This is a genomic window from Microcoleus sp. AT8-B5, assembly GCF_036705565.1.
Classification (GTDB): domain Bacteria; phylum Cyanobacteriota; class Cyanobacteriia; order Cyanobacteriales; family Microcoleaceae; genus Microcoleus.
Genome location: NZ_JAUBUY010000030.1, coordinates 1 through 12,529 on the forward strand (window position 1 = coordinate 1; position 12,529 = coordinate 12,529).

Annotated in this window: 9 protein-coding genes and 1 riboswitch; of the genes, 5 read left to right on the plus strand and 4 right to left on the minus strand. The window is 45.5% G+C overall.

What is annotated here, in order from left to right; genetic code table 11:
• Positions 1-195 precede the first annotated feature (195 nt).
• The 3 genes from QUB39_RS19605 (at position 196) to QUB39_RS19615 (ending at position 2,868) form a co-directional block, all read left to right on the plus strand.
• Positions 196-642 carry a cation transporting ATPase C-terminal domain-containing protein gene (locus QUB39_RS19605; RefSeq protein WP_333056979.1) on the plus strand — a complete coding sequence of 149 codons (447 nt, stop codon included), beginning with the start codon at positions 196-198 and terminating at the stop codon, positions 640-642.
• A 721-nt stretch (positions 643-1,363) separates the two neighbouring features.
• Complete coding sequence (locus tag QUB39_RS19610; RefSeq protein ID WP_333056978.1) at positions 1,364-1,636, plus strand: hypothetical protein; 273 nt, start codon at positions 1,364-1,366, stop codon at positions 1,634-1,636.
• Positions 1,637-2,058: 422 nt separating this feature from the next.
• Entirely contained in the window at positions 2,059-2,868 is an 810-nt protein-coding gene (locus tag QUB39_RS19615) for a glucose 1-dehydrogenase (protein WP_333056977.1), read from the plus strand.
• Between the two features lie 217 nt (positions 2,869-3,085).
• Here QUB39_RS19615 and QUB39_RS19620 read toward each other — a convergent pair whose 3' ends face one another.
• Both QUB39_RS19620 and QUB39_RS19625 read right to left on the minus strand, forming a co-directional pair.
• Complete coding sequence (locus QUB39_RS19620) at positions 3,086-4,711, minus strand: cation:proton antiporter (RefSeq protein WP_333056976.1); 1,626 nt, start codon at positions 4,709-4,711, stop codon at positions 3,086-3,088.
• Between the two features lie 91 nt (positions 4,712-4,802).
• A riboswitch (Fluoride riboswitch) is annotated at positions 4,803-4,891 on the minus strand.
• Positions 4,892-5,360: 469 nt separating this feature from the next.
• Positions 5,361-6,371 (minus strand): Gfo/Idh/MocA family oxidoreductase, encoded by a 1,011-nt coding sequence (locus tag QUB39_RS19625; RefSeq protein WP_333056975.1) that lies wholly within the window; start codon positions 6,369-6,371, stop codon positions 5,361-5,363.
• A 527-nt stretch (positions 6,372-6,898) separates the two neighbouring features.
• Here QUB39_RS19625 and QUB39_RS19630 point away from each other — a divergent pair.
• Entirely contained in the window at positions 6,899-7,198 is a 300-nt protein-coding gene (locus QUB39_RS19630; RefSeq protein ID WP_333056974.1) for a ferredoxin, read from the plus strand.
• Positions 7,199-7,545: 347 nt separating this feature from the next.
• Here the strand turns inward: QUB39_RS19630 and QUB39_RS19635 are convergent, their stop codons facing one another.
• Both QUB39_RS19635 and QUB39_RS19640 read right to left on the minus strand, forming a co-directional pair.
• Positions 7,546-9,201 (minus strand): SpoIID/LytB domain-containing protein, encoded by a 1,656-nt coding sequence (locus QUB39_RS19635; protein WP_333212621.1) that lies wholly within the window; start codon positions 9,199-9,201, stop codon positions 7,546-7,548.
• Positions 9,202-9,410: 209 nt separating this feature from the next.
• Positions 9,411-10,598, minus strand: coding sequence for a M20 family metallopeptidase (locus tag QUB39_RS19640; protein WP_333212620.1), 1,188 nt, complete (start codon positions 10,596-10,598; stop codon positions 9,411-9,413).
• A gap of 431 nt (positions 10,599-11,029) precedes the next feature.
• Between QUB39_RS19640 and QUB39_RS19645 the strand changes: the two genes are divergently transcribed.
• A complete protein-coding gene (locus QUB39_RS19645; RefSeq protein WP_333212618.1) occupies positions 11,030-12,496 on the plus strand; it encodes a glycosyltransferase family 87 protein in 1,467 nt (488 codons plus the stop codon).
• The last annotated feature ends 33 nt before the right edge of the window (positions 12,497-12,529 follow it).

Here is a 12,529-nt window from a genome sequence, read left to right on the forward strand (position 1 = left end):
ATTCATCTTTTTATTCACGATCGAGTATTGCATATAATAGTATCATAGTCTTGATAATCATTTAGGATTGCTATATACCACAACTGTATATAAAGCATTACAACTGTTGAACTAGCTTGCCTTACCCGTACTTACCGACACCACACTGTGTTTGCACGGGAGCCTAGAGGCCGTAAATTCTCGTTACCTGAGACTATGCAGCGATCGCCCCGCCGTCCCAATGAACCCCTATTAACGAAAAAATTGCTGTGGCGCATCCTGATTATTTCCATCTTCAATCTCATTGCTGTACTTGGAATTTTTGAATTGGCTTCGCAAGCCACAGGTAATATCAATTTGGCTCGGACAATGGCAGTCCATACCATCGTTTCCGCAGAAACCTTTTACTTATTGAGTATTAGCCAATGTATTCCATCTCTGTTTGCGTATTTTAAATATCGCACTCCAGAAATTGCCTTGATTCCTGCGATCGGTGTGGCTTGTGTGTTTATATTTCAAGTTTTCTTTAGCCAGTTGACTTTCATAAACCCGCTATTTGCTACCCAACCGCTTAGTTTTATTCAAGCTCTCATTTGTATCGGTGCAGGGATTCCAGTCATTGTGCCTGCTCTGTTTTTAAAGCGGTTTGCTCCTCTTGCGTAATGTGATAGCGATCGTCACTCTAATTGGCGCGGCTGGAATTTATGCGTTTGAGCGCGAACTTCCTAATCGATCGCCCTATGCGGTTATTTGACAGCAACGCTGCCTACATTTTTTGTGAGTCAGGATGCTGAGAGCGATCGATCAGAAATAGCGGCTACACAATCAATTCAAGCAGTGTCAACCGAAATTACTGCACTGCCAAGGTTCAATCCTGCTTGACGAAAAGGTTTAGACTTGTGAATTGCTAACCTTGGATTTGAGCATGAAGTCGATCGCTCTCGATGCGATACTATAGAATCGATGATGTCTGTCCAATTATAGATCACCTTTTACTCTAAACTCTTCCAAGCGATAGATGATTTTTGATTTTGGGAAATTTACTATAACAATACCCTCTACCCACTCACATAAAACTACTTAAAATAAGGGAAAAAACAAGCCGAATAAATTCATGACAGGGAATCCCAAAAAACTTGATTCAGGATAAATCCTATATTGCACTGTTCAATAGTGCGGACTATTTTTCTAGGACCCAATGGCTAATTTTCTATGACTTTGAGCCCCGGTGGATAATTAAATCAATGTCATCTCCACTCCTGACTTGCATTTAATTCGACTTTCTTATGTTCCTTGCCATCTAAAGCTTGTAGTATCATCCCCAAAAAACCAACTGTATTGAATGTTAACCTGATTCTATTTATTACATTGACACGAGAAACTCATGGAAAACACATTGTTCGATCGCACATTCCGCGACAGCGAAGGTCAAATTGTTATAGCTCAGATGCCAAATCTACCACTGAGTGTCGGGATTATAGCTAGTTTATTAACGCTCATTGTTACAACAGGAAAAGTTAATCTAGGGTTGGATATAGTAGCCTTTGGCTCTTTGTTTACTTGGGCTTGGGAAGAATTGTTTCAAGGCGTTAATTACTTTCGTAGAGCATTAGGTCTGATTGTGCTGCTTGGTCTAATTGCGGGGAAACTTCAATAATTAGGTCAGCATAAATCAAATCAAGAAGGTATATAAGCTGTCACGCATTTAAATTGCATATTCTGGGCGGGATATTAGGCCCACCCCACCCCAAGGGGATTGTTTTGTGACATTCAGTTTAAATGCACAACAGCTTAGCACTGGGAGCATCTCAATGAAAGCAGCCCAGCCCAAAATTGGAGTTTTGAGGCAGGAATTTTGAGGCTCTCTTGCTGCGGGGAAAGAGGAAGAAGGAAGGATCCCGAATAAGTGTTTTTACAAATATGAGATGCTCCCGGACGATCGCGGGGGTGGCGATCGGCATCCTGGATATTGATGAAATGCGTGGGGAAAAGACAGAACAACCTTCTGGTTGATGTAGAAGCCAGTTGGCTTAAGGTTTCGGTTAAGATATTTTGTTGTGAATCTCTGGGAGAGCAATTATGAAAGGTTTAAAGGGAAAAAACGCACTAATTACTGGAGCGAGTTCAGGCATTGGGCAGGCGATCGCCATTCGTCTCGCCCAAGAAGGTTGCAACATTGCCGTTAACTATCGCAAAAGCTTAGAAGAGGCAGAAGATACGGAAGAAATAGCTCTGCAAAAAGCCTGTGGACAAGCATCGGAATGCGGGGTTGAAACCCTATTAGTTCAGGGAGATGTCTCCAAAGAAGACGACATCCTTCGTATGGTGAATACTGTCATTGATAAATTTGGTAGTCTCGATATCCTGATTAATAATGCTGGGATTCAAACAGAAAGCGCATCCCATGAAGTGCCAACCGATGAATTCGATCGTGTGATTGCAGTAAATTTGCGAGGTGCATATCTCTGTGCGCGGGAAACCATTAAGCATCTGTTAGAGCAGCAGCGCCCTGGCGTGATTATCAACATTTCGAGTGTGCATGAAATCATTCCCCGCCCGATGTATATTAGCTATTCCATCAGCAAAGGCGGCATGGGAAATCTGACTAAAACCCTAGCGTTGGAATACGCAAACCGAGGCATCCGTGTCAATGCTATTGCGCCCGGTGCGACGATTACACCGATTAATGAAAGCTGGACGGACAATCCAGAACAAAAGGCAGTAGTGGAAAGCCATATCCCAATGGGACGGGCAGGCACATCGGAGGAAATGGCAGCATCTGTTGCGTTTCTCGTATCAGATGAAGCGGCTTACATTACGGGACAAACGCTCTATATTGATGGTGGATTGACCCTCTATGCTGACTTTCGCGAAGCTTGGTCTGCCTAGACTGACAATGAACCACTTGCCCAGTTGCGGAATGACTGTGAACTGCTCAAATTGAAGGAGAGGTTTGATAATAAAAAATTCTTTTGAATAAATTTAGGCTCGCTGCGATCGAGCCTAAATCGGGGTTAAATAACGCCTTGATTATGAACCGCAGAGGGCGCAGAGGACACAGAGAGGGGAGAAGAGGATCGAGGGGATATAAAACCCATATTTGGGATTACTTGTAACTAGATTCTACCAAGATGACAGGAAGAGGACTGGTTTCTAATACGGCTTGAGAAACTGAACCTACTAGCACTTGTTCCCAAGGTTGATGCCCTCGTTTTCCGATCGCAATATATGTCACTTGCCGAGCTTGCGCCACGCGGATAATCTCCTCTGGCACTGTACCAGAAAGACTCAGGAACTCATAGCGAATATCTGATAAGATTCGTTGTGCTTGTTGTTGTAATTGGGCGATCGCCTTTTTATCTCCCAGGTTATCCACATACAAAACAATCACATCCCCGTCACTGCGCCGAGCTAAGTCTGCCGCCTTAGTTAAAACATCTGTTGTTAGGGGAGAATTGTCTACGGCGGCGAGAAAAACTGGACGGCCGGAAATCGCTACTTTGGTCGGGTCAACTTCGCCTTTTTCTAATAGTTTGGGAGCAAAGGTAGGAATTGCCCAAGCACCCAAGGGAGCCGTTACTAAAATTGAGAGGGCTGCGATCGCCAAAATCGTCTCGCCACCAGCAATGCCCTGAGCTAGGGGAATCGCCCCAATTGCCGCCTGTACCGTTGCCTTAGCCGAATTTCCTGCTAGCAGAAACAGCCGTTCTTTCCCAGTCCAATTACTACCCAAGGTGGAAAGATACCAACCGAGCGATCGCCCAATCAGAGTCCCAATCGCCAACACCAACAAACCAACCAGCAAGGTATTGCCTAATACATTAAGTTGAATACTTGCTCCCAGCAGCACAAACAAAATAATTTCCGCGATCGTCCACAAACTATCAAACCCACCCCGTAATCTTCGTGCTAAAGGCGCATCCAACTCAATCAGGAAAAACCCCGCCCCCATGACAGCTAAATAGCCAGAGAAAACCGGAATATGTTCGGCTGATACTACCAGCCCTAGGGCAAAGCCAGCAGCCACTAGGGAGTCCTGAACCGCAGTTTGAGTCCAGTTTTGCTTGACTAATAGTGCCACCAAAATTCGAGCACTCACCCATCCCAACAGCACCCCCAAGGTAATTTGGATGATGATTTGAAATGGCAGTAATTGCAGAGGGCTGAGGGTGATTCCTCCGAGTAAGGTAATGGCTGTAGCTTTCCCTTGGGACAGAAAAGCTAGCAGTAGGCTAAACACCAGCAACAGCAATACATCTGACAAGGCACTTCCCGTCAGAATTGCATCGGGAATTCCTTTTTTTACTCCCCAACCAAGACTTTTTAACCGCAGCATTCCGGGAACAATTACTGCTGGAGATTCTGCGCCAATGATGCAGCCTAGCAGTAGCCCCGTCAAAAAATCAAACTGAAGTAGCCACATCGCAGCGACAGCAATAGAGATAGCCTCGCAAGCAGCAGGCAGAAAGCCTAATCGCAGCGCCACGGTTCCCTGTTGGGATAGCTTTTCGCGATCGAGTCCTAACCCCGCCTTCATCAAAATCACCATCACGGCTATGGTGCGAAGAGAATTCGCTGCGCCCAAAACCTCTGGGCTAATGACATTCCCCAGTTGCGGGCCTAATAAAATGCCCACCAGCACCATACCTACGAGTGCTGGAGCTTTCAGCCGTCGAGCAATCTGCCCGACAAAAAAGCCCATTAATAAAATCCAGATTATACTTTCTAACATCACGCCACCTTAAATTTGAATCGATGAAGGTGACTTGTAGGGGAAAGATCGATCGAGGCATCCGCACCATCCTACCCTTCCGCCACAAGTCGGAACAGTAGGAGCCATCAGCCTTTTAAACGTTATGAAGATTATTAATAACGAAGGGCGGTTTCGGCGAGCTCCATCGCCATCATTACTTTTATACCACTATTGAAGCTGATATTCCATTTCCGTGCCTCCCGGAATGCCTATCCTTGTTCATAAACTTCGACAGTTTGAATCCATCTTTTTGGGATGGAAACTAGCTCAGCTCCTGGAAGGATTGCTATAGCAATCCTTCCAGGAGTCGTACAAAAATTTAGGGGTAATGCCTTTCTTTGCCTACCCGGCATCATGGGGGCAACCACGAGGGGTTTGCCTCTAGGAATGAGAATTAAATAACTTAGAATTTTGATGGTTCTTGTGGGATGGGCGTCCCGCCCGTCCAGAAAGGGCGGGCTATAAGAGCCCAACCCACTTTCAAGAGTGTAAATTATTTAATTCGCGATCCCTACAAGAATTACACAAATGATGCGAGGATTGCTATAGGTAATTGAGAAGGGTGCAATATCTCAGTTATATTGGATTTTTACCCAAATTAAATAACCTTCTTTTTCCTAGCTTTTTATTAATTTATAAGTGCGATAGTTTGTCGAGTTTCGCTCGATCGCCTCGCAGCATCTGCCACCTTCAAAGCGTACAAACTACTGGCATTATTCACGTACAAAGGCGTACCGTTTGACAAATATTCCAACACCATATCGGTGTCTTTGGCAAACAAGCCGCGCCGCGTTCCTACTTTGAGGTTGCGCCGATTTTCTCCCTGAATAAATTGACCGGATTCAGGAGTGAAAACCAGCGTTCCTGCTTCACCGTAGATAGTAAAAATGTTTTCCGACTGCCAAAAAGTCTCTCCTTTTCCATAAACAGCTTCAGCGACAACGCCATTGGCAAAGCGCAACTGTGCGTTGCACAAACAAGCTTTGTAGAAATCCGGCTGACTGTCCCAAAATTGAGCTTGACAGTTAACGCTTGCCACTTCCCCGAACAAATCAGTAAATCGGTGCAGTCGCGAAATTGCACCAACTAACGGAAAGCCAAAGAGGGAATGTTGATAAGTCCACCGCTGCGGCGCTGGATGTTGAGGAGTAATAGTAATGTAGCGGGCGTAAAAAACTTTACCGATTAAGGGCAAAGATTCTTTGATTGAGGAGTGCAAACCGCCTAAGAGTTCGATGTGTTCGATGTGGAGGAGTTTTTGCTTTTGGGCTGCAAGTTCGATCGCCCTTTCTGCTTCAGATACGTCTAAAGATAGAGGATATTCCACCACAACGTGCTTGTTATTTTCTAGGGCTGCCAGGACGATCGCCCCGTGATCCCGGTTCACCGTACAGACAATCACCAAATCTAAATCGTCTCTTTCTACCAGCTTGCGCCAGGAAACCGCAGCTTCTGCCCCGAACCCTTGACAAAATTCTGCGGTTTTCTCCGGGGAGTGGCCCGCAAGCGCTACCAAGTGCGATCGCCCATCAGCTTGAATTGTCTGGGCCCTCAACTTAGCGGCAAAACCAGTACCCACAATCCCCACGCGAATTGGAGAATTAACTGAAAAACCAAAGCGAGTATCAATATTAGTCATGGGATTTGAGATTTAAGATTTTAGATAGTTACAGACTTGCGCTGCAGGGGTTTAGGGGTTCTATGGCCCCGATTTTAACCTGTGGTTGTGGTGCGATTTATGGGATCGAGCCTTCAACACCCAAGTCTTGATGTCGATCTAACTATACATTTCACCGCCGGCAGGGACTTGCCTTGCAGCAAGTCTTGCTGAAACTCGATCGACACAGCGCATACCCACAACCCGGTTTTTGTGCTGTAGGGCTCAAAACAGGATTTTTCCTAGAAACCGGATTAATTCGCGCAAGTCTTGCGGCAACAGTATCACAAGGCTGAACCCAAGATAGGTATAAGTAATCAAGATGAAATTAGAAAAAGTTATAACTAATCCCATTCAAATATTTTGTAAATAAGTGTGTCAACCTCCCTTATATCCCCTAATATCATAGAGGGAACGAACCTAATACCTAACCTCAAAGCTAATAGAGCCTTGAAGGTTGCATTAGGAAAAATTATCAATCTTGTTGAATTTTTGAGAGGATTTAGTGCATGGCAACTTATAAAGTTACCCTCATCAGCGAAGCCGAAGGAATTAACCAGACCATTGACGTTGATGACGATACTTACATTCTTGATGCTGCTGAAGAAGCAGGACTCGACCTCCCCTACTCTTGCCGCGCTGGAGCTTGCTCCACCTGCGCCGGCAAAATTACCAAAGGCGAAGTTGACCAATCCGACCAATCTTTCTTGGACGACGACCAAATCGAAGCTGGATTTGTCCTCACCTGCGTCGCCTATCCCAAGTCTGACTGTACGATCGAAACTCACAAAGAAGAAGAGCTCTACTAAGAAAGGACGCTCTGCGTGATACCCTAAGAAACCCGGTTGCTCGTTTCCAGAATTAAGAAGCTGAAATACGGCAATTATTTTAAGAAACCGGGTTTCGGTGTCTAACACTGCAACAAAGCCGCCAGCAGTCTCTCACTCCCATCTATGAATTCGTAGCTGTTTGAGCAGATAGCTGGCCCAATAATTTTAGATTTTAGATGGCCGATTTTAGATTAACTGTGAAACCAATCTAGAATCCAAAGTCTAAAATCTAAAAGTTTTACGGCTAATATTTAGTCTGGCGTGGCGCGAAATTTATTTGTGTAGTGGCGATTTAACTCGCCGACTCTTAGGCAGACTTCGATCGCCTATTCGCGCCAAAATGTAATGTTATCGCTAAGCGGGACAACTTGGGCGCCGGGAAAATAAAAGCCCAGAATTTGAGATCCATTCCAGCCCAAATTAGCCAAATTGTAAGAACCAGTCTGACTCATTCCCACGCCGTGTCCAAAACCGCCTCCGACAAAAGCATAACCATTGAGAGTTTTGTCTGGATTGTAAATTGGTTCTAGGTAAAAAAGCGTGCTAATCGGCGGGTAAAAAGCATTGCGAATCTCGTCTTTGTCGATATCAATCGGGCCCAAGTCAGTTTGAACCTTCATTTTCAAAACTCGACCTGCGGGCGACCTTTCTACCACTTCCACCTGAGTGACAGTTTTCAAATTAGCCATCGGGTGCTGTTTCTTCTGAAGATACTGTTTGAGAAATCCAGCAATCGCGGTCAAAGAAGCGGGTTCGCGCCACCGAAATGTGTCTTCTTTTTCCTCATTAAACCCTTTTTCCAAACTGATAAAGCGGCGGAAATTGTTTTCGTCAGACAAACTCTGCTTGGACAAATCCCACACCTTATTAGGGGAATCGACGATCGATCGCAAATATGGACGTTCCGCGCCCTGCCACACATCGTTAAAAGAGGCTGTCACGCCGCCGCTAGACGCGGAATAGAGCGCGTCTACTAGCTGATTTTCGTAAGTTAGCACCAAACCGATCGTTTGGGCGATCGCCTTATCACTTTGCGGGTAAACCTCCGTCAAACCCTTATAAACTTGACAGTTAACATCAGCGCACAACTCATAATTATCCACAGCAAACCGGCGCAAATTTCTCAGGGCGTAGGTTCTCGCCAAAATAGTTTGAGCGACAATCGAAGCGTAAGGCGAAAAAGCCCCAATTTCGTGAGGAACAACACCCCGCAAATAAGTTTCCGTCAGCACTTCATTCACCAAAGTATAAGTGCCGTAAGCATTTTTTTGCAGGCGCAAATTCCCACCATAACGGCGAGTTTGTTGAATAGCTTTTTCTGGTTCAATAGCTGTCGCCTCTTGGGTAGTTTGTTCCAATACCTCAATCACATTTTTACCGGCCGTCACATCCAACTCATTGCGGTTGAAACGAAAGCCGTTTAAAACCCAAAAAGCCTGGGGTATTTGCTTCAAAACTTTGGAATCCAAAAAAGCTGTTGTGTTCCCTTGAGCTTGCAAACTTTGCAACAGCCAGCGCCGCACCAAAGGAGAGTTGTAAATATCTCTTTTTGCCCAAACTTGCCAGCGAAAAGGTTGAGCAATTTCTACCTCAATTCCCTGGGCGCGCCACTGATTAGCGCTGTCTTCCGCACTCTCGAAACTGCGGTGAGAACTTAGTACCACTCGTTCTTCTACTAAGGGCGTTTCCAGCGGTTTCGGGGCTATTTCTAACTTGACGCTAGCAGCAGTTTTGGTTTCTATGCCTTGAGGAGTTTTGTAACGCAAAGTTAAGCTGTCGCCCGGTAATGCTTTCAGCGTCAGTTTGTCGGTTGCTTTGGTGCCAAACCGCTGCACCACGCCGATTTTGATGGGTCTATTTTGGGGACTTTGGGCGTATCCCGCAGCGCTGAAAAGAGGTAACAGGCACAATGCGGTGAAAACAGTCCTAGAAATGCAGCTAAACCATTTGTAATTGGGAGTTGGAGGTGCTTGAGCGAACACGGTTATCTGTCTCGCGATAGTTGAAATTGGGGGATTTTTGATTGTAGGTTAGCACATTTAGCGACTGCTATAGGGGAATTGCGGAAGATAAGGTGGTTTGGTTGCCAGAATTCTGTTAAGCAGCTAGGCGCAAATAAACTTTACATCAAGCAATTTTGAGCTATTACCCACCCCACAATCTTATTACGGGTAATTCAATGAAAGCGAGTTTACCTACTTGCTTGCTGTTTCCAATATTGGTAGGCGGCATAGGCCAAGGTGACAGCGCCGGTGACAATAGCCGCTTCATCAACCTCAAATTGCGGGTGATGGAGGGGATAGTTCGGTTTGTCAGTCAGTCCCACTCCTAAGCGAAACATGGTTCCCGGTGCGTGTTCTAAGTACATCGAAAAATCTTCCGCGCCGAGGGATGGTTCTGGTAAAATCTGGACGCGCGATCGACCTAAAGCTTCTAAAGCCGCAGTTTCGACTAATTGCGTGAGTTTGGGGTCGTTTTGGACTCCGGGCACGCCGCGCTTGTAGGTGAGTTCGTACTTAGCGCCGTAAGTCGCGCAAACGCTGGAAACAATTTGTTCGATCCAAGCCGGCAGTTTTTCGTGGGTTTCTGGATGCAGCGATCGCACGGTTCCCAGCAATTTTACTCGATCGGCAATCACGTTCGGCGCTCGTCCGCCGTTAATTTGCCCGATCGTCAAAACCAGTGGCCTCAAAGGATTTTGCGTGCGGCTAATTGCCTGCTGCAAAGTGGTAATTATCTGAGAAGCAATCCAAATTGCGTCGATCGCCTCGTGGGGACGCGCACCGTGGCCGGATTCGCCCATCACAATCAATTCTAGGTCATCTGCCGCCGCCGTCAGGGCCCCGTGGCGGATACCGACGCAACCGCCGGGAATCGTCGGAAAAACGTGCACTCCGAGGATGCCGTCAACATCTTGCATCGCCCCGTCTTTAATCATCCATTGAGCACCTTGGGCAATCTCTTCCGCCGGCTGAAACAAGAAGCGGACGTTACCGGGCAATTTTTCCTCTAGCTGAGACAATATCATTGCTGCGCCCAAACCGACGGTGGTGTGGATGTCGTGGCCGCAGGCGTGCATGACTCCCTCGTTGCGGGAGGCAAATTCTAAGTTAGTGCGTTCTTGAATCGGCAAAGCGTCCATATCGGTGCGAATTGCCAGCCACCGGGACTCGCTGCTGTTGCCTTTGAGTTCGCCGAGCACTCCTGTTTTGCCGATTCCTTCGATGGCGCGGACTCCGCTGGATGCGAGAACTCCGGCTACGTAGGCGGCGGTTTGATATTCTTGGCCGCTGAGTTCGGGGTGGGAGTGGATGTGGCGGCGTATTTCGATTAAGCGGGGTGCTAGGGTGGCGGCTAATTCTTGGATGCGGGGAAGCATGAATTTTGTTGGGGAGTGCGGTACAAGTTGTAGTCAACTAGGTTAACGCATATGTTTGGGGGTGAACAGGGTTATAAGGGGCTAAAGTGCGATCGGGCTTTTGGATGGCAATGCTATTTCGTTTGTGAATAGGATTTTTTTTTTAACCGCAGAGGGCGCAGAGGACGCAGAGAATAGAGAGGAAAGAGAGTTAGGTTGAAACCAGGAATAAACGTCTATATTCTAGGTTCAAAGGCTGATTTTTAGTTAATAATATGATGTCCGGTCGAGCAACCGCGATTTTTGTAGGGGCGGGTTCACCAACAATACCTGTTAATAATTTACTATCTCAAAAACCCGCCCCGACCGGGATATTAGGGTCGATGGATCGGACATGAGATAATTTCTGGTTGTGATATCATCAAATAGTAATTTGATCAAAATTATGACCTATGATTAGCTTGGGATTCTGGAATATAATTATTATAATTACCGTCGCTTTGTTCCTCAAATTTAATTGGCGATTAGATACCGAAAAAACAGCATGGCAAGATTCTTTGTTTTTCAAACATCCTTCGAGCCAAAGGTTGACTCAGTTTTTTCGTCAACCTATCGTTAACTTTATTTTGCAAGCAGTTATTGTATTAGTTCTCACCCGATTTCTCTGTTATACCGGTTGGTTGGTTTACAATCTGACTACTCGGCCCGATCCGCCTTACTGGGATTTTAAGTGGTTTTATGTAGCGAGTAGATTAGCCCATCAGCATTTGAGTCCCTTTAATGTCGAGGTGTTTAACAGCGGTTTCTGTAGCATCACAAAAGTGTGTGGGTTTATTCCTTCTTTTGTTTATCCACCTAATATCATTCCTCCGCTGTGGTTTTTGGGCTATTTCCCGATGAAGACTGCATTCACAATCTGGATTTGGCTGCATCTTATTGCCACAGGTTTTGTTTTATGGGGAGCGAATATTTTGTTGGAGTCCCACTCACGAGCTTTTAGGACTATTTGTAGTATATCAGTTGCATTCCTCTACGGTTTTGTCTTCGATCTTCAAGTTGGCAATGTGGCAACTTTTATTGCGGTTCTGCTGTTATGGATGTTTATTTATGCTAGAAATGATCGGGATATAATTGCAGGACTTTTCTTAGGAATTGCCCTTTTTAAACCAACTTTAGTTATATTGTTTCTTCCTTATTTTTTAATCAAAAGACGGTTTCAGCTAGTTTTTATATCTATAGTCACGGTAACTGTTTTGGCAGTTATAGGTCTAGCTGTAACGGGCAATTCTTTAACAGGATTTATACAGGATGCGACTCGTGGATTTCCACTCTGGCTCAACGATCCATCGAATAATGCTTATATTTCTATGAGTCGCCTTGATTTAAGGGTTATGGGGCCGAGATTTTTCCCCGATAGTCCCTTCGTGGCGAAGCTATTTTCTGACTTGATTGTTCTGGTGCTAGTTGGTTTAGTGTGTTGGTATTTTTACAAAAAACAATCTCGCAATGCTTGGTCAAAAAAGGTTGACTTATCTGAAATGGTGCTAATTTCTACTTTGAGTATTGCTATCAACTATTCTCAGCCCACCAGTTCTGTGATGTTAGCACCGGCGGTGGTTTTTTTGCTGAATGATTTATGTTTTCAGATTAAAAATTGTGCCTTCTCTAGGCAAAGAATGTCGGTTTGGTTATTGGGCGTTGGCTGTGTCATGGTGCAAACCGCAGTGATTCATGGCGGGCTGTTGGTGTTTCTAGGAAAGCGGTGGAACTGGAAGGGGGGGGAATTGCCTTATTTGTTTAAAGTAACTATTTTTTCACTACCGAGTTATGCGATTTTAGGTCTTACGTTAAGTGTTTTAGTCTTAGCAATTACCTCTCTTCGTCAAAAACAGGTTGCTGAATTTGACCAACCGAGCTGAAGCAGGAAGTAGACATTTCTCTCTTCTCTTCCT